Source organism: Domibacillus sp. A3M-37 (assembly GCF_024213455.1).
Classification (GTDB): Bacteria; Bacillota; Bacilli; order Bacillales; family Domibacillaceae; genus Domibacillus; species Domibacillus tundrae.
On the sequence record NZ_JANAVL010000002.1, the window covers coordinates 247,658 to 269,822 of the forward strand.

Annotated in this window: 20 protein-coding genes; 14 read left to right on the forward strand and 6 right to left on the reverse strand. The window is 42.4% G+C overall.

What is annotated here, in order from left to right; translation table 11 throughout:
• Window positions 1-9 precede the first annotated feature (9 nt).
• Window positions 10-1,236: an NAD(P)/FAD-dependent oxidoreductase gene (locus tag NLX67_RS05395; RefSeq protein ID WP_254310669.1), complete on the forward strand. Its 1,227-nt coding sequence runs from the start codon at window positions 10-12 to the stop codon at window positions 1,234-1,236.
• Between the two features lie 44 nt (window positions 1,237-1,280).
• Here NLX67_RS05395 and NLX67_RS05400 read toward each other — a convergent pair whose 3' ends face one another.
• A complete protein-coding gene (locus NLX67_RS05400) occupies window positions 1,281-3,026 on the reverse strand; it encodes a B12-binding domain-containing radical SAM protein (RefSeq protein ID WP_254310670.1) in 1,746 nt (581 codons plus the stop codon).
• A complete protein-coding gene (locus NLX67_RS05405; protein ID WP_254310671.1) occupies window positions 3,023-4,021 on the reverse strand; it encodes an acyltransferase family protein in 999 nt (332 codons plus the stop codon). The genes NLX67_RS05400 and NLX67_RS05405 overlap by 4 nt, the downstream gene beginning before the upstream one ends.
• A gap of 176 nt (window positions 4,022-4,197) precedes the next feature.
• Between NLX67_RS05405 and NLX67_RS05410 the strand changes: the two genes are divergently transcribed.
• From NLX67_RS05410 to NLX67_RS05420, 3 genes are all read left to right on the forward strand, one after another.
• Window positions 4,198-4,635, forward strand: a complete 438-nt coding sequence (locus tag NLX67_RS05410; RefSeq protein ID WP_046179730.1) for a MarR family winged helix-turn-helix transcriptional regulator — start codon at window positions 4,198-4,200, stop codon at window positions 4,633-4,635.
• A gap of 66 nt (window positions 4,636-4,701) precedes the next feature.
• Window positions 4,702-5,310, forward strand: coding sequence for a CPBP family intramembrane glutamic endopeptidase (locus tag NLX67_RS05415; RefSeq protein WP_254310672.1), 609 nt, complete (start codon window positions 4,702-4,704; stop codon window positions 5,308-5,310).
• Window positions 5,311-5,439: 129 nt separating this feature from the next.
• Window positions 5,440-7,572, forward strand: a complete 2,133-nt coding sequence (locus NLX67_RS05420) for an ATP-dependent Clp protease ATP-binding subunit (protein WP_254310673.1) — start codon at window positions 5,440-5,442, stop codon at window positions 7,570-7,572.
• Between the two features lie 38 nt (window positions 7,573-7,610).
• On the opposite strand, the gene NLX67_RS05425 is transcribed toward NLX67_RS05420, so the two are convergent.
• On the reverse strand, window positions 7,611-7,790 hold the full coding sequence (locus NLX67_RS05425) for a YkvS family protein (protein ID WP_046179727.1): 180 nt from the start codon (window positions 7,788-7,790) through the stop codon (window positions 7,611-7,613).
• Between the two features lie 171 nt (window positions 7,791-7,961).
• On the opposite strand from NLX67_RS05425, the gene NLX67_RS05430 reads away from it, so the two are divergent.
• Window positions 7,962-8,156, forward strand: a complete 195-nt coding sequence (locus NLX67_RS05430) for a hypothetical protein (protein WP_254310674.1) — start codon at window positions 7,962-7,964, stop codon at window positions 8,154-8,156.
• Between the two features lie 12 nt (window positions 8,157-8,168).
• Complete coding sequence (locus tag NLX67_RS05435; protein ID WP_046179725.1) at window positions 8,169-8,906, forward strand: SDR family oxidoreductase; 738 nt, start codon at window positions 8,169-8,171, stop codon at window positions 8,904-8,906.
• Here the strand turns inward: NLX67_RS05435 and NLX67_RS05440 are convergent.
• On the reverse strand, window positions 8,903-9,280 hold the full coding sequence (locus tag NLX67_RS05440; protein WP_254310675.1) for a PilZ domain-containing protein: 378 nt from the start codon (window positions 9,278-9,280) through the stop codon (window positions 8,903-8,905). The two genes, NLX67_RS05435 and NLX67_RS05440, sit on opposite strands and share 4 nt — an antisense overlap.
• A gap of 145 nt (window positions 9,281-9,425) precedes the next feature.
• Between NLX67_RS05440 and NLX67_RS05445 the strand changes: the two genes are divergently transcribed.
• Window positions 9,426-9,692, forward strand: coding sequence for a phosphocarrier protein HPr (locus tag NLX67_RS05445; protein WP_046179723.1), 267 nt, complete (start codon window positions 9,426-9,428; stop codon window positions 9,690-9,692).
• The gene (ptsP, locus tag NLX67_RS05450) at window positions 9,692-11,410 is read left to right on the forward strand and encodes a phosphoenolpyruvate--protein phosphotransferase (RefSeq protein ID WP_254310676.1); all 1,719 of its coding nucleotides are present in this window, start codon (window positions 9,692-9,694) and stop codon (window positions 11,408-11,410) included. Before NLX67_RS05445 ends, ptsP begins: the two co-directional genes overlap by 1 nt.
• A 162-nt stretch (window positions 11,411-11,572) precedes the next feature.
• On the opposite strand, the gene NLX67_RS05455 is transcribed toward ptsP, so the two are convergent.
• Window positions 11,573-12,724 (reverse strand): aminotransferase A, encoded by a 1,152-nt coding sequence (locus tag NLX67_RS05455; protein WP_254310677.1) that lies wholly within the window; start codon window positions 12,722-12,724, stop codon window positions 11,573-11,575.
• A gap of 142 nt (window positions 12,725-12,866) precedes the next feature.
• Here NLX67_RS05455 and NLX67_RS05460 point away from each other — a divergent pair, with 142 nt between their 5' ends.
• The gene (locus NLX67_RS05460) at window positions 12,867-13,769 is read left to right on the forward strand and encodes a chemotaxis protein (RefSeq protein WP_254310678.1); all 903 of its coding nucleotides are present in this window, start codon (window positions 12,867-12,869) and stop codon (window positions 13,767-13,769) included.
• A 42-nt stretch (window positions 13,770-13,811) separates the two neighbouring features.
• Here NLX67_RS05460 and NLX67_RS05465 read toward each other — a convergent pair whose 3' ends face one another.
• Window positions 13,812-14,294, reverse strand: coding sequence for a YkyB family protein (locus NLX67_RS05465; RefSeq protein WP_353914379.1), 483 nt, complete (start codon window positions 14,292-14,294; stop codon window positions 13,812-13,814).
• Between the two features lie 110 nt (window positions 14,295-14,404).
• Between NLX67_RS05465 and NLX67_RS05470 the strand changes: the two genes are divergently transcribed.
• The 5 genes from NLX67_RS05470 to treC all read left to right on the forward strand — a co-directional run bounded on the left by NLX67_RS05470 (window position 14,405) and on the right by treC (window position 22,153).
• Window positions 14,405-15,940, forward strand: coding sequence for a Ppx/GppA family phosphatase (locus NLX67_RS05470; protein ID WP_254310680.1), 1,536 nt, complete (start codon window positions 14,405-14,407; stop codon window positions 15,938-15,940).
• 14 nt (window positions 15,941-15,954) lie between these two features.
• Entirely contained in the window at window positions 15,955-18,057 is a 2,103-nt protein-coding gene (locus NLX67_RS05475; protein WP_046179717.1) for an RNA degradosome polyphosphate kinase, read from the forward strand.
• An 88-nt stretch (window positions 18,058-18,145) separates the two neighbouring features.
• Window positions 18,146-18,916: a 2,4-dienoyl-CoA reductase gene (gene fadH, locus NLX67_RS05480; RefSeq protein ID WP_254310813.1), complete on the forward strand. Its 771-nt coding sequence runs from the start codon at window positions 18,146-18,148 to the stop codon at window positions 18,914-18,916.
• Between the two features lie 123 nt (window positions 18,917-19,039).
• The gene (gene treP / locus NLX67_RS05485) at window positions 19,040-20,449 is read left to right on the forward strand and encodes a PTS system trehalose-specific EIIBC component (protein ID WP_254310681.1); all 1,410 of its coding nucleotides are present in this window, start codon (window positions 19,040-19,042) and stop codon (window positions 20,447-20,449) included.
• Window positions 20,450-20,491: 42 nt separating this feature from the next.
• Window positions 20,492-22,153 carry an alpha,alpha-phosphotrehalase gene (treC, locus tag NLX67_RS05490; RefSeq protein ID WP_254310682.1) on the forward strand — a complete coding sequence of 554 codons (1,662 nt, stop codon included), beginning with the start codon at window positions 20,492-20,494 and terminating at the stop codon, window positions 22,151-22,153.
• Window positions 22,154-22,165 lie beyond the last annotated feature (12 nt).

The following is a 22,165-nucleotide window of genomic DNA, read 5'->3' on the forward strand; positions in this document are numbered from 1 at the left end:
GATACCGTCATGGATTTGAAATCAGGAAATTTGTACTGGCCGGATACATTGAAAGAAAAACCTTCGTACCCGATTGTAGAAGAAAATATGGAATGTGATGTTGTGATTATTGGTGCAGGTGTATCAGGCGCCTGTACAGCCTATGAATTAAAAGATTCCGGTCTTGATATCATCCTTATTGATAAACGAACAGTTGCTGCCGGGAGTTCCAGTGCGAATACAGGGTTACTGCAATTTTCCAACGATCAGCTTCTGCATGAAGCGATTCGAGCATTTGGCAAAACAGCCGCTGTCGATCATTATTGGCGCTGCTTCAACGCAATCAGCCGTCTGCGTGATGAAATCGTTCCGTCTCTTTCAATTGACCCTGAACTGATCATGCGTGAAAGCTTATTTTTTGCCAGTAATGAAGACGAAATTGAAACGGTTCAAGAAGAATATAAGGCGTTAAAAGAGGCAGGATTCGATGTGGAATATGTCGAAAAAGATGAAATGAAAAAGTGGGTCCCGTTCAGCCGGCGGGCAGCGATCATCACAAAAGGGGACGCAGAAGTAAACCCGTATAAACTAACACACGGGCTGGTTAAAGCGGCGTCTGACGCAGGCGTCCGTATTTTTGAACAAACGGAAGTCTTTCTGAAAAAAGCAGACGAGGATGGCGTGTTAATTCGGGCCGCAGGCGGTTATCTTATTAAAGCGAAAAAAGCTATTTTTGCCCAGGGCTATGAGACACAGGAGACGGTCAAAGAGAAAAATACAGTGATTGAAAGCAGTTATGCCATCGTGACGAATTCAATTGATGATTTATCTTTTTGGAAAGACAATGTGATGATTTGGGAGTCTGCCCGTCCATATTTTTATGCGCGGACAACGGCAGATTATCGTATTGTCATAGGCGGCCTGGATGAGCGGACATCTAATCCGGACATGCGGGATCAAAAAATGATTGCTAAGCGGGACGAGCTGATTAAAGAAGTCGAAAGCTGGTTTCCGCAATTGCAGGGCGCTATACAAGCGGAATACAATTGGAGCGGGTCCTTCGCTCATACACATGATGGGCAGCCGATGATAGGTCAATATGGTCGCGTTCCGAACAGTTATTTTTTGCTTGGGTACGGTGGAAATGGCATCGTCTACAGTTTGTTTTTGTCAAAACTCGTCGCGCGGCACATAATGGGCAAAAAAGATCCCGCTTTTTCATTTTATTCAAAGGAACGAGTATATGAGCCTGAGTGATAGTAAAAAAACAGTGAATCCTGGATGGATTCACTGTTTTTTTACTAAATGGTTTTGGTTAAACTGCTTGAGAAGAAATACAGTGATGATCCGGCGCCAGTTGGACTAAAATAAGCAAGCAGCCATCCATCCTCCTGTGCCCATCCATCCTCCTGTTTCCGCATCGTCACAGGTTCCAAAATAGTATGCTTATGCAGATCCTTTTCACGAAGCTGAAGGGATGCGAACGACTCTCCCACAATAAGCGGGTGATCAGCAAGCTGCTTGTACACCGCAGACCGGTCATCCGCTTCTTCTGAGCGCCACCATGGCTTGCGCGGCTTAAAACGCTGATTTCTCAAATAATCATACTTCATGATACTTTCGACCTGGGTGGCTGCATCGGGATGTGCTGCCTGTAAAAAGGAAGAGAGACGCTTAAATAAATCTTCAAGCTGGTGGCCAATGCGCCCCCAGCCCTCCGCTTCCCAAAACGCACCGAAATCCTGAAAAAAGTCAAAAGGCGTCAAAGCGAGATGCCGGGTAATGTACTCAATCGTTTCATCGGTCCGGTGGTCATTCCAATACTTTTCAAGTACATCTTCCGTTTGCTTAATGCGAATGACATCTTCAAACGGAAGCACACGGTTCGACAGCATTTCATACGGTGCCTGGTCCATGTATTCATAGCCGTACTGCGGGGCGCTCAGGCGAAGCCCAGTGCCGCGGAGAAGCTTTAAAAATCCCAGCTGCAATTCTTCAGGGCGAAGCGTAAATACATCATTAAATGTACGCCGGAATGAGTCATAGTTTTCTTCAGGGAGACCGGCAATTAAATCAAGATGCTGATCAATTTTGCCGCCGTCTTTCACCATCGTGACCGTGCGGACAAGCTTCTCCCAGTTTTGTTTGCGCTGAACAAGTTCATTGACGCCGTCGTTTGTCGACTGCACGCCAATTTCAAAACGAAACAAGCCGGCTGGCGCGTGTTCATTTAAAAACTGAATCACTTCCGGCCGCATGATGTCGCCGGTAATTTCAAATTGGAAAACTGTGCCTGGTATATGTTCGTCTATTAAAAATTGAAACATTTCCATCGCGTAGCTGCGGCTTATATTAAACGTACGATCAACGAATTTAATCGTTTTTGCACCATTGTTCATTAAAAAACGGATATCGTCTTTTACTTTTTCACGGTCAAAGTAGCGGACGCCTGTTTCAATGGATGACAGGCAAAATTGGCAGCGGAACGGGCATCCTCGGCTCGTCTCAATGTACGTAATTCGCTTCGATAAGGAGTCTTGGTCTTCTTCAAATCGAAATGGAGAAGGCAGCTCCCGCAGATCGAGTTTATTCGTTTGCGGGTGAATGTGATGTGTTCCGTCTTGTTTATATGCAATCCCGGCTATATTCGAAAAATCCCGGGCGCCGGATAATTGATCCAGCAGCATCCGGAAGGTTTTTTCTCCTTCGCCAATGACAATAAAATCAATATCGTTAAGCCGGTCGAGCCAATACGGGACATCATATGTCACTTCCGGTCCGCCAAATACAATGGTGCAGTCCGGCAGCACTTTTTTAATCATGCCGGCAATTCGGATCGTTTCTTCAATGTTCCAAATGTAGCAGCTGAAGCCAATGACATCTGGTTTCTGGCTGTATAAATCCGACACAATATTCATCGCCGGATCTTTAATCGTATACTCCGCAATCCGAATGTTATAAGCATCTTCACAATATGATTTCAAATAACGGATCGCAAGGTTTGTATGGATGTACTTTGCATTTAATGTGCAAACAGTAATATTCACGTTTTTTTCTCCTTTTTTGTTAAAAACCCAGGCCGTTTTTGTTCAAGGAACGGCCGGAATAAAGCAGCGGTTAATGGGGAAGACAGAGCCAATGTCAATACGACAGCTGTCATGAACAAAACGAGCATTGACGGTGGCAGTTCAAGCGTATCGACACGCCGTGATGATTGGACGAAAAATCCGTGCAGCAGATAAACGTATAATGTGTTGCGTCCCCACGATGTAAAGAAAAAGGTTTTTTTGGTAACAATCGATAGAAAAAATGCAATCATCACCAGATTGATCATATAAACCAGAATACGGAAAATCATTCCGGTTAACGGTTCTGCTTCAAGTGTCGTATACGATGTGGAACCAAACAGCCATTCAATTTGAATGTGTATATTGAAAAAGAAAAAAACAAACAGCATGGCGGCGAAAAGCATTAGCGGAATTCGCACAGAAAGTCGAAACAATGGCTGAAACCATTCTTTTTTTATGTAGTAACCGGCTAAAAAGAACGGAAAAAATACAAATGTTCGTCCGATACTAAGCACAGTTGAGGATTCAGTCACCAGTCCGATTAACAATCCTGCCCCAATTGAAATAACAAGAGCCGGCAGTGGCTTTGCCCATTTTACTGTTGCAAGAAGCAGGACGTGCCAAAAAAACAAGCTGATTAAAAACCAAAGCGACCATTCTGGAATAAGCAGGCTGACAGACAGCGCTTCTTCATGCTCAATCCAAAAGTAAAATATCGAATAGACAATTTGAAAAAAGACGAGTGGAATAAGCAGTTTTCCCGCAACCTTTTTAAGATAACCAGGACGCATAATGCCTTTAGCAAAAAAACCGGATATAAAAATAAATGCCGGCATATGAAACGAATAGATCATCATATAAAACGCGTAAATGAGCGGACTGTCATATACATACGGGCGCAACAAATGGCCGAATACGACTAAAAAAACAAGAAAAAATCGTACATTATCAAAGTAGTCATCACGTTTTTTCAATGAAATCACCTGTATAATAAGATAAACACATGACGCTATTATACACGACCGAGAAAAGAAATCGACAAAAAACAATAGTTGAAAAATATGAAATAATCGGTTTAATACTTTTAATATAAAGCAAAAATGTGTAACGTATAAAGAATAAGATGAAATAGACAGGCAGGGGAGTAGCCATGAAAGACAGCAAAGCGTCATTAAAGTTATTTATCGTACTATCACGCGCATATAAAGTCGTTAATGAACAAGTGAACGAATATATTCAAACATCCGGGCTGAACCCGACAGAATTTGCGGTGCTTGAACTTTTGTATCATAAAGGACCGCAGCCGCTTCAGCAGATTGGCGGGAAAATCCTGCTGGCAAGTGGAAGTATAACGTACGTCGTAGATAAACTAGAAAAAAAGCAGCTGCTCAAGCGGATCGCCTGCTCGCAGGATCGCCGTATTACCCATGCGACGATTACAGAAAATGGAATACAACTAATCGAACGCATTTTTCCGGAGCACGAACAAAATATTCATGAGCTGCTCAGCGTTTTATCAGAAGAAGAAATGGAACAGGCAACAGCCATTTTGAAAAAACTAGGCTTATCGATCAAAAATTTGTCATAATCCGTTTTGATCAACCCGCGTTATTTGTGGTAAAATGACTCGGATTGATGAAAGGGGCTTTACGCAATGGCATTATTGAAAGACTGGCGTTTTATTATCGGGGTTATTGCTGCATATATCCTTTTGTATGTAGCATTTTTTGATCGAGATATTTTTTGGTACATTTATACAGCAGCTGCTTTATTCTTTATTAGTATTTCAATTATAAGCGAGCCAATTGATGATCAGCAAAATACAAACAGGTTTATGCTCTACGGAATCGTATCAGGTATTATTTTATATGGATTATTTGCAGTCGGTTATTCTTTATTAAAAGTCATGCCTTTATCAGCTGAAGAGCATGTATCTTCTATATATGCGCTGTTTAGTCCTGTGTTTATTTGGCATTATATTGTCCTCGTACTTATTATCATCCCGGGTGAGGAACTCTTTTTTCGGGGGTTTATCCAAAAAAGGCTTGGCCATTATATGAACGAGTGGGGAGCTATGGTCATTGCTGCACTTTTTTACGCATCTGTTTTCGCTTATTCTGGAGAATGGTTGTGGATGCTGGCAGCATTTTGTGGAGGTATCTTTTGGGGCAGTTTGTATATTTGGCGAAAAAGCATACCACTGCTGATCATTTCCCATTTAATCTTTGATTTGCTGTTTATCGTCTTTTTTCCGTTCGGCTGAAGTGTCTTTAAAGACACTTCTTTTTTTGAGCAAAATAGTTGAAAGTCAAAAAAGGTCAAAGTATACTATAGTTATAGTCAAAGATAGTCAAAGTCAAAATCGAAACCAAAATTAAAGGGGATGACGTGGATGAAATGTCAAAAATGCCAGCAACATGAAGCAAGCGTGCAAATGAGTGTCCGTGTCAATGGACAGTCTGCGCAATACTATTTATGTGATGCTTGTTATCAAAAAGAAAAACAAACAATCGGGGGAATGAAGATGAATTTTCAATCATTCGGTTTTCCATTTGATGAATTTATGAAAAATGTCCAACAGCCACAGCAGCCAATGAAACAGATTGATCCACAGGCAAAAACGGGTCGCGGCGGCGAAGGAATCCTAGACAATTTCGGACGCAACGTATCGGGACTGGCTAAGGCCGGTTTAATTGACCCGGTCATTGGCCGTGATAAAGAAGTGGCGCGTGTCATTGAAATTTTAAATAGACGAAACAAAAACAATCCGGTCCTAATCGGTGAACCCGGTGTCGGGAAAACAGCGATTGCAGAAGGACTTGCTTTATATATTGCGGAAGGGCGCGTACCAGCGAAATTGGCCGGCAAAGAGGTATATGTCTTAGATGTAGCATCCCTTGTTGCGGGAACAGGGGTACGTGGTCAATTCGAAGAACGAATGAAGCAAGTAATTGCAGAAGTAAAGGTGCGGAAAAATGTGCTGCTGTTTATTGATGAAATTCATCAATTGGTTGGTGCGGGGTCAGCAGAAGGATCGATGGACGCTGGCAACATTTTAAAACCAGCGCTTGCCCGTGGCGAAATGCAGCTGATCGGTGCAACAACTTTAAAAGAATATCGTCAAATTGAAAAAGATGCGGCACTCGAACGCCGTTTTCAGCCAGTGCAAGTAGCTGAGCCCAGCGTGGAAGAAACGATCCATATTTTAAAAGGCCTGCAAAAGCATTATGAAGACTTTCATCAGGTGACGTATTCAGAGGAAGCGATTCAGGCGTGCGCCTTTTTATCACACCGTTACATTCAAGACCGTTTTTTGCCGGATAAAGCGATCGATTTGCTTGATGAAGCTGGTTCAAAGTTGAATTTAACAATTGATCAAACCGATGCGGCTTCTATTCAAGAGCAGCTGTTATTGATTGCGAAACGAAAAGAAGCAGCTCTTCAAAAAGAGCAATATGAGGAAGCCGCAAAGTTTCGTGATGAAGAAGCAATGCTGGAACAAAAGCTCGAACAACGTGATCCGGAATCTGCGTTACTCGAAGTGAAAGTCGAGGATATACAATCGTTAATCGAAAGCAAAACCGGGATTCCGGTTGGAAAACTTCAGCAGGATGAACAGCGAAAAATGAAACATATTGAAAAAAATCTTGCTGGCAAAGTAATCGGGCAGGGAGTGGCTGTTCAAAAAGTTGCAAAAGCCATCCGCCGCAGCCGGGCCGGATTAAAAGCGAAAAGCCGTCCAATCGGTTCTTTCCTTTTTGTTGGACCTACGGGTGTCGGGAAAACAGAATTGACAAAGACACTGGCAGAAGAGTTATTCGGTTCAAAAGAAGCGTTCATTCGTTTAGATATGAGTGAATTTATGGAAAAACATAGTGTGTCAAAATTAATCGGATCGCCTCCGGGCTATGTCGGATTTGAAGAAGCCGGCCAGCTGACGGAAAAAGTACGGCGCAACCCATATAGCATTATTTTGCTGGACGAAATTGAAAAAGCGCACCCGGATGTTCAGCACATGTTCCTGCAAATTATGGAAGATGGGCGCTTAACTGACAGCCAGGGCCGCACGGTAAGCTTTAAGGAGTGCGTGATCATTATGACGAGCAATGCTGGCATCGGCAAAAAGAACGTAACGGTCGGTTTCGATAAACAAGCGGAGCAGTCTGAAGTGTCTGTACTTGAATCGTTGGCGGATTTCTTTAAGCCAGAGTTTTTAAACCGGTTTGATGCAATTATTGAATTCGCATCGCTCGGTAAAGAACACTTGACGGAAATTGTAGTGTTAATGATCATGGAGTTAAATGAAATGCTTGCTGAACAAGGAATGAAAATTGAAGTGGAAAAAGCGGTCAAAGAAAAACTGGCAGAGCTTGGCTACAGCCCGCAATTCGGGGCGCGCCCGCTTCGCCGGGTTATTCAAGAACAAATAGAAGATGGAATTGCCGACTTTATTTTGGATCATCCAGAGGCAGCACATTTAAAAGCTGTACTGGAAAAAGGAGAAATTAAGATTAAAGCGTTGTAAATAAACAAAAGAGCGGATGATAGAATCCGCTCTTTTTTTCATGCATGGAGGATGATATAATTTTTATGGTTAACTACTGTTTTTTCTTCTAATTCGCGCTCATCGAAATCCTCCATAATTGTTAAATCAACAATAACGGAGTTTTCATTTACTTTTTCGACGATCCCGCGCAGACCGTCTTTAAATTCGATAATGTTGCCGACTTCTGCTTTTGTCATCTATTTCGCTCCTTTTCGACCATTGACGATACCATTTTCACTCGCTTTCTTTTATAATAAGAGCGTTAGCAAGAGGTATTAAAGTAAATTTTGCCTTATTTTTTGAAAATAGTAAAGGATTTTAAACTGCATTGTGTCAATTTTTTGACTATTTTAATAGGGGGTGATTGCTTGACTGCAGAAGAAGCTGTAGAATGTATTGAAAACCTTCGCAATGGAAAAACTGCTCTCGTGCGTATTCAACAGAATGATTTTCTTCAATTTCGACAAGAGCTTATTAAACAGCCGGATTTTAAGCACTTTCGGGGGATTGCCAAGCACGGAGGTCATGCTGAATATGAATATATGAAAACACCTCGAAGCTAAAGGAGTGGGAACATGTTCAAGGACAAAACAGTCGTTGTAACGGGCGGTGCAAACGGCATCGGAAAAGCAACAGCGCACGCTTTTGCTGCAAAAGGTGCTTTTACCGTGATTGTGGATACAAAGGAAGAAGACGGCAGAGCAGCGGTTCAAGAGTGGAAGAAGTCAGGTTTTGAAGCGGCATTTTATTGTGCAGATGCAGGAAATGTGGATGAAATGGCAAGTGTTTTTGCACGCGTTGATCAAGAGCGTGAAGGCATAGATGTCCTTATTAACAACGCTGGTGTTTCTTCATTCGGCTCTATCTGGGACATAAATAAAACTGACTGGGACAAAATAATGACCGCTAACGCCGCAAGTGTCCTATTTTGTTCTCGGGAAGCAGCCAAATACATGAAAAAAGGCAGCGCCATCGTCAATATGTGCTCGACACGACAAAGTATGTCAGAATCCAATACGGAGCTGTATGCAGCGTCGAAAGGAGCCATTTATTCGTTAACGCATGCGCTTGCTGTTACACTTAGCGAGAAAGGCATACGGGTGAACAGCATTAGTCCCGGATGGATTGAGACAGGAGACTATGCCCAGCTTCGTCCAGAAGATCACGCGCAGCACCCAGCTGGACGGGTCGGCAAGCCGGAAGACGTGGCAAAAGCTTGTTTGTACCTTGCAGACCCGGAAAACACCTTTATGACTGGAGAAAACCTGGTTATAGACGGTGGTATGACACGTAAAATGATTTATTTCCCTTAACCTTTTTGTTTTTTAAGCTGCTCTTTCGTGTAAATTTTCAATGATGAAATAATCTGGTCTTTCAAAGCATCGCTTCCATCGCTTTGGATACCATATTCAAATACACTGCCGGCATTCCGTTTGCGAATGATCTGTCCGGTAAAGTGAATCAATGTGCCCGCGAGCTGAAAAGAAAAGATGAGAATAAGATCGCTTTTTAACTCAATGTCCGTCTTTGAAGCGGCTTTTATCCCATTCGGGCTAATATCAAGAATATAAGCGTCGAACGTCTGGGTTTTTTCTTTTACTCCAGCTGAATACTGGTACACCTCGCAAATGGCGGGAATGGATTCAGGGAAAACATAACGGAAAGCTTCCTGTCTTTTATAATACATGATGAAATCTCCTTGTTTTTGTCTATATTTGTCTATATTAAAAGATAAGGACAGGAAGAGCAATACGAGAAAGCTTGATCGTTGAGGGAAAATGAATTTAATGCTATTCTCTATGAATAAAACGTATGAAGGAGAGACAAAATCAATGTCGAGAAAAACTTTTACAGTAACAGCAGATACAGGAATTCATGCACGTCCTGCTACACTTCTTGTGCAAACAGCGAGCAAATATTCAAGTGATGTGAATCTTGAATTCAACGGTAAAAAAGTAAATTTGAAATCCATTATGGGTGTTATGTCACTTGGTATTGGAAAGGGTGCTGACATTGCAATTTCAGCAGAAGGCAATGACGAAACAACGGCGCTTGAAGCCCTTGAAACATTGTTGAAAAGCGAAGGTCTTGCAAACTGATGGCGGCGATATTAAAAGGAATCGGCGCATCTGACGGAATTGCCTTTGCGAAAGCATACCGCTTAATGGAACCGGATTTAACTGTCGAAAAGCGCGAGGTAACAGATGCCAAAGCTGAGGCAGACCGCTTTCGCGCAGCGCTGAAAAAATCAGAAGCAGAGCTTGAGGTCATTAAAGAAAAAGCCCGTAAAGACTTAGGTGATGACAAAGCCGCTATTTTTGAAGCGCATTTGCTCGTTTTAAACGATCCTGAATTAACAGGCCCAATTGAAGAAAAAATTAAGTCAGATTCTGTTAATGCAGAGTTTGCCCTTGAAGAAACAGCCAATATGTTTATCGGCATGTTTGAAGCAATGGACAATGAATATATGAAAGAGCGGGCAGCGGATATTAAAGACGTAACAAAGCGTGTATTGGCAGCACTTCTTGGAGTCGACCTTCCAGCACCGGCACTGATTGCCGAAGAAGTCGTAGTTGTTGCAGAAGACTTAACACCATCTATGACAGCACAATTGAACCGTGAATTCGTGAAAGGATTCACGACGGATATCGGCGGCCGGACATCTCATTCTGCTATTATGGCTCGTTCATTAGAAATTCCGGCCGTTGTGGGTACGAAAAACGCAACGTCAGATATTCAAAATGGCGATTTCATTATCATCGACGGCCTTCAAGGGGAAGTACACATTAACCCAACAGAGGAAATTGCTGCGGAGTATCAAAAACGAGCTGATGCTTTCGCGAAGCAAAAAGCGGAATGGGCAAAGCTTGTCAATGAAGAGACTGTGACAGGGGACGGCCATCACGTTGAGCTTGCAGCAAATATTGGTACACCAGCCGATCTTGAAGGCGTAAAATCCAATGGCGGTGAAGGAGTTGGCTTGTACCGTACAGAATTTTTGTACATGGGCCGCGATAATCTGCCGACAGAAGAAGAGCAGTTTGAGTCATACAAAGCGGTTTTAGAAGGAATGGAAGGGAAACCGGTTGTTGTTCGTACATTGGACATCGGCGGCGATAAAGAGCTTCCATACTTGAACTTGCCGCATGAAATGAATCCATTCCTTGGCTTCCGGGCGATCCGCCTTTGCCTTGAAGAACAGGATATTTTCCGTACACAGCTTCGCGCATTGCTTCGGGCAAGTGTACACGGCAATTTAAAAATTATGTTCCCAATGATTGCAACGATAAATGAATTCCGTCAGGCAAAAGCAGTTCTTTTAGAAGAACGTGCAAAACTTGAAGCGGAAGGCACAACAGTAGCGCAGAAAATCGAACTTGGCATCATGGTGGAAATTCCATCGACGGCTGTAATTGCGGATCTGTTTGCGAAAGAAGTGGATTTCTTCTCAATTGGAACAAACGACTTAATTCAGTATACAATGGCAGCTGACCGGATGAATGAGCGGGTATCTTATTTGTACCAGCCATACAATCCTTCTATTTTGCGCCTTGTAAAAATGGTGATTGAAGCGGCACATAAAGAAGGCAAATGGGCAGGGATGTGCGGTGAAATGGCTGGGGACGAAACAGCGATTCCACTGTTGCTCGGTTTAGGTCTTGATGAGTTCTCGATGAGCGCAACATCAATTTTAAAAGCGCGTGCGCAGCTGAAAAACTTGTCAAAAGCCGATATGGAATCATTGGCAGCAAAAGCAGTTGAAATGTCAACAGCTGAAGAAGTTGTCGAACTTGTAAATTCCATTGAAAAAAAATAATAAAAAAGGTGTAAAAAAAGAAAAAGCGGGAATAATACTAGCGTAACCAGTTTTTTCATTCTCCATTTCTCTCACTTTTGCCCGGACGAACGCTGTCCGGGTTTTTTTTTATGAAAAAATAACGGCTGTCTCCACGCTTGGGAGCAGCCGCTTTTTGTATGGTTATAAGGTCTTTAAAAATTGCTCAATGCGTGATAATCCTTCTTTAATCTCTTCAACACTGCATGCATAGGACAAGCGGAACCAGCCTTCCCCCGCCTGTGAAAATGCACTGCCCGGTACAACCGCCACTTTATATTCTTTCGCGAGCGTCAGGCAAAAGTCAAAGGAAGAACCAGAATATGCGTCTGGTACTTTTACAAAAAAGTAAAACGCGCCATCCGGCTTTACCGTTTGCAAGCCAAGGTTCTGTAATGTTTCAAATGTCACATCCCGGCGTTTTTTGTATTCATCCCTCATCGGCACCGCATCATCTATTCCATCCGTCAGCGCCGCAATCGCTGCTTTTTGCGAGATGGAGGTGGCACATGACACATTATATTGATGGACTTTGAGCATGTGCTGCGCAATCGCTTTAGGCGCAAAAAGAAGACCGATCCGCCAGCCGGTCATCGCATGGGATTTCGATAAGCCGTTTATGACAATCGTTTGCTCTTTTAAAAAGGAAGCGATTGATACGTGAGGCTGTTCATATACAATTTCACTGTAAATTTCGTCGGCTAAAATAAATAATTCCCGCCTTTTCGCAAGTGCCGCGATATCTTTTAATTCTTGTTCAGTTAAGCTGACGCCAGTTGGGTTGGATGGATATGGAAGCACAATAAGCTTCGTTTTTTCAGTGATATGCTGTTCAATGAGGCCGGCAGTCATGCGAAACTCCTTTGCGGTCGTATCAACCATGACCGGCAATGCATCACATAAGTGAATAATCGGCTCATAGCCAGGATAGACAGGACCGGGCAAAATTACTTCATCGCCAGGCTCCAATATCGTTCGCAATGCAATATCGATTGCTTCACTTGCGCCGACTGTCACAATGACTTCATGGTCAGGTTCATAAGCTGCATGATATTTTTTGTTATAAAAGTGTGCAGCTGCTTTTTTTAATTCAGGCAGTCCTGCATTTGGTGTATAAACGGTCTCATTTTGATTGATTGCTTGGATACCTGCTTTTTTTACATGTTCCGGTGTATGAAAATCCGGCTGGCCAATGGTTAAAGAAATCATATCTTTTTGCGTGCCAACCAAATTAAAAAATTTACGGATACCGGAGATTTCAATTTCTTTTACACGGGTATTTAATCGATGTTCCATTTGTAAACCACCTTTCTCTAATCTGTTGTTATTATAATGTAAATTTTTCAATTAAATATTAAATATTTATAAACTTTTCAAGCATCGACAATCTTTTTATTCGTGATATAGTAAAATAAAAAAGCAAGGGGACTAATGACTTATGACAAATGATTATGGAATTTTACTTGAATCTGGAACGAATGAACTTGAAGTTGTGGAATTTGAAGTGCAAGGGAACAAATACGGCATTAATGTCATGAAAGTGAAAGAAATTATCCAGCCGATGCCGATCACGTATATCCCACACGCACATGCCCACATTGAAGGGATTATTCAGCTGCGTGGCGAAGTGCTGCCGGTCATTGATATGGCGAAAGTGCTTGGAATGCAGCCCTCTGAAAATCAATCAACGGACAAGTACATTGTGACCGAATTTAATCAGCAAAAAGTTGTTTTTCATGTACAAAATGTTACGCGCATTCACCGCATTTCTTGGAATGACATTGAAAAGCCATCTGAAATGTATCAAGGCGGCAATAATCAAATTATCGGGGTCATTAAAATTAATGGCAATATGATTTTGCTGATCGATTTTGAAAAAATTGTTGTCGATATCAATCCGCATTCAGGTATTCACATTGATCAAATAAAAGCCATGGGCGAGCGCGAGCGTTCCGAAAAGCAGATTGTTATAGCGGAAGATTCACCGCTGCTGCGTAAGCTTCTTCACGATACACTGCATGAAGCAGGGTATGACAGGGTCGAATTTTTTGAAAATGGCCAGCTTGCTTATGACTTTTTAGAATCGACACTTGAGCAAGAAAATACATTTGAAAAAGTGCAGATTCTTGTTACTGATATCGAAATGCCGAAAATGGACGGCCATCATTTAACGAGACGGATAAAAGATCACCCAGTGCTGAAACAACTCCCAGTCATCATTTTTTCTTCTTTAATTACGGATGACCTTCGCCATAAAGGAACGGGTGTCGGTGCAGATGCGCAAGTAAGTAAGCCGGAAATTGCCCGTCTTGTCCAATATATTGATGAGCTTGCCCTATAAATAAAGAAAGGACGCTTGCTTGGCGGCTGCGTCCTTTTCTTCTTAATATGATTGACCAAGCGGCTTAAAAACAGGCTTTGTATATTTTTTTTGTCCGGGCGGCTTATGCTTTGGACGATCTTCTTTCATACCTGTATACGATTCAAGAATGCTTTTTGCTTTTGACAGCCCCATTGAACAGCGCGGATTGCGTATTTGCTCACTTAATCGGCCGAGATGGGGAAGAGAATCGAAATCTTCTTTGCATGGCGGCATGTGGAAGGTGTAGTCACCACATGAAACAAGTACATCGGACTGCTGCCGGCTGTTTTTTGGATTTCGGGAAAAGTGAAGGCCTTTTTTCTCTGCTTTGCCTTCTTTGATCATTTTTAAGAGGGCGCATTTTTTTAGCGCGTATAAATATTTTGGGTTTGTGGCCGTCTTTGCATGACGGTTAACCGTAAAGATCGCTTTGGCGAGGTTCTCGTCAGATGAAGGTTCGGTGAAGGGTTCGGATTTTTTGCTCAAGATAGTGGCTCCTTTCATCCTCATTTTCTCTCATTATATACTGTTTATGCCCCCTTTGGAAGCATTCATCGTGGTTTGCATGGTATATTTAAAGGGCAAAATGAATAAAAAAGAAAGCGGGAACGACTATGAAGCAAAGCAAAACAGCCATTATCGACATCGGATCAAATACAGTCCGTCTTGTTATATATAAAGAACAGGGGTCAGCAATAGAAGAATTTCGGAATGTGAAAGCACCACTCAGGCTGCGCCGCTTTCTAGATGCAGAAAGTGAAATGAGTGACGAAGGGGTTCAGATGCTGCTGGAAGCATTAAAAAATTTCAGAGAAGTGCTCGATTATTACGATGTAACGAAAGTTGAATGTACAGCGACTGCAGCAGTTCGGCAGGCAGCAAACAGAGATGTCATTATTGAAAAAGTGAAAAAAGAAACGGGCTTTCATATTCGTCTTTTGTCGGGAGAAGAAGAAGCGTCCTACGGATTATCGGCTGTTTTAAAAACAATGCCGGCTGATAATGGATTAACGATTGACATCGGCGGTGGCAGTACAGAAATTACGTTATTTGAAAACAGAAAATTAAAACATTCATTCAGCTTCCCGTTTGGTGTCGTTTCGCTGAAAGAACAATTTATTGCAGAAGATCGAATGAAGCCGAAAGAACAAAAGAAAATGGCTGAGTATATTCAAACTGAATTGAAAAAGTTTACCTGGCTGGAAAAAGCACCGGATGGTGTGATTGCAGCAATTGGAGGAAGCGCTCGAAACTTGGCAAACGTCCAGCAGTTAAAAGAAAACTATCCACCGCTGGGTGTTCATGGTTATGAACTGACAGTAGAGGCACTTGATCAGCTGCGCACGGAGCTCTCACCACTTTCGTATTCGGAATTCGAAAAAGTGGATGGCCTTTCCAATGAGCGAGCTGATTTAATATTACCTGCTATTGAAGTGTTTTATCAGCTGGCCATACATACAAAAGCAAAAGGGCTGCTCGTCAGCTCACGAGGACTTCGTGATGGTATTGTACTTGAGCGAATAAAAAACGGTACGGGGGAAACTGCCGCTGATGTGAAAAGAAATGGTATAAAACGGCTTTTAACCGTTTATGGTCATGATACGAAACATCATTATCAAATGATGAAACTGACTGAAAAAATGCTGAGGGGCTTTGAACAAGAAGGCATCATTGAAGTGACGGATAAAGATCGCTTTATCATTGAGCAGTCGGCGGCTTTATTTTATCTTGGTGAATACATTTCCTCCAGTTCGAAAAGCCGTCATACGTTTTATTTGCTCATTAACTCATTGTTTGATGGATTTACCCATTGGGAGAAAGCGTATATTTCCTTAACCGCTTCTTTCACAAACAATTCAACATTGAAACAATATTTGGAAGGATTTAATGGCTGGTTTTCAAAAGACGAAATTCAGAAAATGCGGGAATACGGTTCGCTGCTAAAACTTTGCTTTAGCTTGAACAGTTCAAAACGAAGCATTGTAAGTGACTTGAACGTGAAGCGGAAAAATGATTGTATTGTCATTACTGTTTATTGTGAAGGCAGTGAACTGGCTGAACATTATCAAAGCGATAAGCAAAAGCGCCATTTGGAAAAAGCTTTGCAAACAACAATTGAAATGGAATTTAAACGAAATGAAGTAAATTGAAACGGGGGATTCCGATGAGCGGACAGGCAACAATTGATTTGGCGAATCCGATGTATTATAACAACCGGGAATTAAGCTGGCTTAACTTTAATAAACGTGTATTGGAAGAATCATCAGATTTAAATAACCCTCTATTGGAGCGAATGAAATTTTTAGCCATTTTCAGCTCGAATCTGGATGAGTTTTTTATGGTGCGGGTAGCCGGTCTGAAAGATCAGGTGAAAGCCGGTTTTAACAAGCCTGAAAACAAAGCTGGTTTGACACCGAAGCAGCAGCTGAATCGAATTAGCATCAAAGCACATGAGTTGGTGCAAATTCAAAATCGGGTGCTGACAGAAGAAATATTGCCTTCTCTTGAAGAAGAAGGTTTTTATTTGAAAAAGCCAGCAGATTTGATGAAAGAACAGCAACAGTTCTTGCTCGATTACTTTGATAATGAAGTATTCCCAGTACTGACACCCATGGCGATTGATGCATACCGGCCATTCCCGATGCTGTTGAACAAATCGCTCAATCTGGTCGTCATGCTTGAAAATGATGAGCCGGAAGCAGAGATGGACCGCGTCGCAATCGTGCAAGTACCTGGTGTGCTGGACCGGGCCATTGAAGTTCCATCAGAAGAAGAGGGCGGTACATTTGTCCTGCTGGAAGACGTGCTGGAATATTTCATTGACCGCGTTTTCCAAGGCTATATCGTGAAAAATGTTAACACGTTCCGGATTACGCGTAATGCTGATATGGAAATTCACGAAGAAGGGGCCCGGGATTTACTGCTTGAAATTGAAAAAGAGTTAAAGAAGCGAAAGTGGGGAGCCGCCGTCCGGCTGGAGATGAAATCGCAGGACATGGATCAACATGTGCTTGATTACTTGCTGGAAGAGCTTGAAATTCACTATAAAGATGTATATGAAATCGACGGGCCGATTGATTTGACATTTTTATTTCCATTTACGAAAAAGTTAAGTATACTTCGTGAAGGGTTGACGTATGAAACGTTTATTCCACAGCTGCCAGAAGATTTATCTTCCCGGGAAGATATCTTTGAAAAAGCGTTGCAGCAGGATGTGCTTTTTTATCACCCATATGAATCCTTTGAACCGGTCGTCGATTTTATTTCACAAGCGGCAAACGATCCGATTGCGCTGGCGATTAAAATGACGCTTTACCGGGTGAGCGGCGACTCGCCTATTATTGAATCGCTTAAGCGTGCGGCTGAAAAAGGGAAGCAAGTAACCGTACTCGTAGAATTAAAAGCCCGATTTGATGAGGAAAATAATGTCCAATGGGCAAAAGAGCTGGAGAAAGCCGGCTGTCATGTTATTTATGGAATGCACAATTTAAAAACACATAGTAAAATTACGCTCGTGGTCCGAAAACAAGCAGGCAAGATCGAACGATTTGTTCATCTCGGAACAGGCAACTATAACGACGCAACAGCGAAGCTGTATACAGATCATGGACTGGTCACATCAAAAAAAGAATTTGGCGTGGATGCGACAAATTTCTTTAATTATTTGAGCGGCTACATGGATAAGCCGAAGTATAATCATCTTGTTGTGGCGCCGTTTGATATTCAAGATGCTTTCATTAAGCTGATCGACAAAGAAATCGAGATTCATAAAAAGCATGGAAGCGGCCGGATTATTGCGAAAATGAATTCTTTAACAGATAAGCGGCTTATTATGAAATTGTATGAAGCATCAAATGCTGGTGTGCAAATTGACTGCATTATCCGCGGAATTTGCTGTATGCGGCCGGGTATTCCGAACGTGAGTGAAAATATCCGAGTGACCAGCATTGTTGGCCGGTTTTTAGAGCATAGCCGAATTTATTATTTTCATCATAATGGTGAACGAAACATTTATTTATCATCGGCGGATATGATGACACGTAATATGATTAAGCGGGTCGAAATTTTGTTTCCAATTGTAGACGAATCATTAAAAGACCGTCTTGCCGATTTTCTTCAATTGCAAATGTCCGACAATGCGAAAGCGCGTTACCAAGATAACGAAGGAAATTATCATTACGTTAAACGTGGCAAAAAAGATGTGTACATTGACAGCCAGCTCGAGTCTTTACACGCAGCGTACCGTGTGCGTGAAGACGAAGAATAAAAAGAAGGCCCGTAGACGAAACTTTGCGGGTCTTCTTTTTAGTGATACAATAATGAGTGAATGATCATTCATATTACGAAGGGGATGAATATATTTGAAAGGGAAAACGGTTATCATTACAGGTGGATCAAGCGGTATGGGGAAATATATGGCTAAGCGCTTTTTCGATGAAGGAGCGAATGTCGTCATTTGCGGCCGAAATGAAGAAAAACTGGCCGGAGCAAAAAAAGAGATTGCAGGGGACAGCAGTCGTTTTTTAACGGTTGTCATGGATGTACGCAAGACTGATGAAGCGGAGAAACTGGTCGAAAGAGCTGACCAGGCTTTTGGCTCTATTGACGTGCTTATTAATAATGCGGCTGGAAACTTCATTTGTCCGGCAGAAAAGCTGACACCAAACGGATGGAATTCTGTTATCGATATTGTGTTAAACGGTACCTTTTATTGTTCTCACGCAATCGGGAATTATTGGATTCAGCGCGGAATAAAAGGCTCGATTATTAACATGGTCGCTACCTATGCGTGGAATGCAGGAGCAGGCGTTGCGCACTCGGCAGCTGCAAAAGCCGGTGTGCTTTCGTTAACCCGTACTCTTGCTGTAGAATGGGGGCATCAATATGGCATTCGTGTTAATGCCATTGCACCGGGTCCGATTGAACGGACAGGCGGTGCGGATAAACTATGGGAATCAGACGAAGCAGCAAAACGGACCATTGACAGCGTGCCGCTGCATCGACTTGGAACACCGGAGGAAATTGCTGGACTTGCCTATTACTTGTCTTCTGATGAAGCAGGTTATATAAATGGTGAATGTATCACGATGGACGGTGGCCAATGGCTCAACCGGTTCCCTTTTTAAAAAACAGCGGCTTCCGCTGTTTTTTTTTTTTTTTGGGATCGCTTTCTTTTTTATTGACATCCTGTATATACAAGTGATAAAGTCTTGTTAAGATGTATATACAAGTTTAGGAGGGAAGTTGAAATGGGAGCGTACTCAAAGCAAGCTGGACAAATTGTAGACGCTGTCGGCGGAAAAGAAAATATTGAAGCGGCGACACACTGTGTCACGCGGCTCCGCTTTGCACTAAAAGACGAAAGCAAAGTGGATGAGTCAAAGCTGGAACAAATTGATGTCGTAAAAGGTTCTTTTTCAGCGAATGGACAGTATCAAGTTGTCATCGGACAAGGGACTGTCAACAAAGTGTATCAAGATCTTGTTGAAGAGACTGGTATTGGTGAAGCGTCAAAAGAAGATGTGAAAAAAGCATCGGAATCGAATTTAAGTCCGCTGCAGCGTGCCATTAAAACATTGGCTGATATTTTTATACCCATTTTGCCAGCGATTGTAACAGCTGGTTTACTGCTCGGACTTAATAATATTTTAACGGGACAAGGGATCTTTTTCGAAGAATCTTTGATCGAAAGGTATCCACAATGGGCGGACATTGCCAGCGTTATCAACTTAATTGCAAATACAGCATTTACCTTTCTGCCTGCTTTAATCGGCTGGTCAGCTGTGAAACGGTTCGGGGGCAGTCCGCTGCTCGGGATTGTGCTTGGGCTTATTCTTGTTCACCCGGATTTATTAAACGCATGGTCATATGGTGCAGCTGAAGAAGCGGGAGAAATTCCAACCTGGAATATCCTAGGTATAACGGTTGAGAAAATCGGCTATCAAGGGCAAGTACTGCCAGTATTGTTTGCCTCTTATTTATTGGCGAAAATTGAAGTCTTTTTGACGAAACGAGTTCCAGAAGGCATTCAGCTGCTGGTTGTAGCACCGGTTGCGCTTCTTGTTACTGGATTTGCCGCCTTTATTTTAATCGGTCCGGTTATGTTTGCGGTCGGAAATGTGATTACAGATGCGGTTATCTTTATTTTTGATACAGTACCGATTCTTGGCGGATTGATTTACGGCGGCTTTTACAGCTTGCTTGTTATTACAGGTATGCACCACACATTCCTAGCGGTTGATCTGCAATTAGTTGGCTCATCGCTTGGTGGTACGTTCTTATGGCCAATGCTTGCACTCTCTAACATTGCACAAGGTGCCGCTGCGTTGACAATTGGCTTTTTGGCAAAAGAAGAACGGCTGAAAGGACTTTCTTATACGTCGGCACTATCGGCATTTCTCGGAATTACTGAGCCGGCCATGTTCGGGGTCAACTTGCGCTACCGTTATGCGTTTATCGCAGCGATGATTAGTTCAGCGATCGCCGGCATGTTTATTTCGGTTAATGGTGTGCTGGCAAGTACAATTGGTGTCGGCGGCATTCCAGGTTTCCTTGTGATCAGCAATGGCATGACTGCGTTTTTAATTGGCATGGTCATCGTACTCGTCTTGCCGGTCATTTTAACTTTTACGTTTTCAAAATTTGCGAAACAAAAATAAAGGGCGGACTTTGCCCTTTTTTTCTATTAGGAGGACTTCATAATGAATGAACAATGGTGGAAAAAAAGCGTTGTCTATCAAATTTATCCGAAAAGCTTTAATGATACGACCGGAAATGGAATAGGTGATATTCAAGGGATTATCAAAAAGCTTGATTATTTACACGATCTCGGCGTAGACGTCCTATGGATGACGCCGATTTATGAATCGCCGCAAAAAGACAACGGGTACGATATTAGTGATTATTACCGGGTGAATCCGGATTATGGCACGATGGACGACGTGGAAAAGCTGCTGGCAGAAGCGCATGACCGAAACATGAAGATTGTGATGGATCTTGTCGTTAACCATACTTCTACCGAACATGACTGGTTCAAGCAGTCAAGAAATCCGGATTCCCCTTATCGAAATTATTACATTTGGAAAGATGGAGTCAATGGGGGTCCGCCAAACAATTGGAAATCAAAATTTGGCGGGTCAGCATGGGCTTACGATGAAGAAAGCGGCCAATACTATTTGCATTTATTTGACCGCACGCAAGCAGATTTAAACTGGGAAAATGAGCAGGTCCGTCTTGATGTTTATAAGATGATGCACTTTTGGCTCCAAAAAGGAATTGATGGCTTTCGGCTCGATGTGATCAATTTAATATCCAAAAATCAGTCATTTCCAGATGATTTTGAAGGAGACGGGCGGCGTTTTTATACAGATGGCCCCCGCGTTCATGAATTTTTGCGTGAAATGAATGATGAAGTTTTTTCCCATTATGAATTGCTGACGGTTGGTGAAATGTCTTCCACTACGATCGAGCATTGCATCCGTTACTCGCATCCGGAATCAAAAGAACTGGCGATGACGTTCAACTTTCACCACTTAAAAGCCGATTACCCGGATGGCGAAAAATGGACAGCGGCTCCGTTTGATTTTTTATGGCTAAAAGACGTCATGTCCACCTGGCAGGTTGAAATGGACAAAGGAGGCGGCTGGAATGCCTTGTTTTGGTGTAACCATGACCAGCCGCGAATTGTCAGCCGATATGGAAATGATCAGGAATATCGCGTGAAATCGGCAAAAATGCTGGCGAATGTAATTCATTTGATGAAAGGAACACCGTACATTTATCAAGGGGAAGAAATCGGCATGACAAATCCTCATTTTGATCGAATTGAACAATATCGAGATGTAGAATCATTGAATATGTACAAAGAATTGCGCGAAAAAGGATTTGCTGAACAAGAAGTGATCACCATTTTAAAGCAAAAGTCGCGGGATAACAGCCGGACGCCTGTTCAATGGAATGATAAAGAAAATGCCGGATTTACAAGCGGAATACCATGGATTGAGATAGCTGAGAATTACGAAGAAATCAATGCAGAAACAGCTCAAAAGGAGCCTGAATCTCTTTTTTATCATTATCAAAAATTGATTGGACTGCGGAAAAATGAAGAACTTCTCCGTGAAGGAAGCTACCGCCAGCTGCTTGCGGATCACCCACAGTTGTTTGTTTATGTAAGGGAGCATGATGGAGAACTATGGCTTATCATCAACAATTTTTACGGACAATCTGTGTCATTTTCTGTGCCTGAAGAGGTAAAAGGAAAAAAATCAGAACTCGTTCTGTCAAATGAAGAACAAGCACCAGCGCAGCTGTCAGACTGGGTACTGACCCCTTATGAAAGTACGGTGTACCGGCTGTTTAACTAATCCTTTTTATGT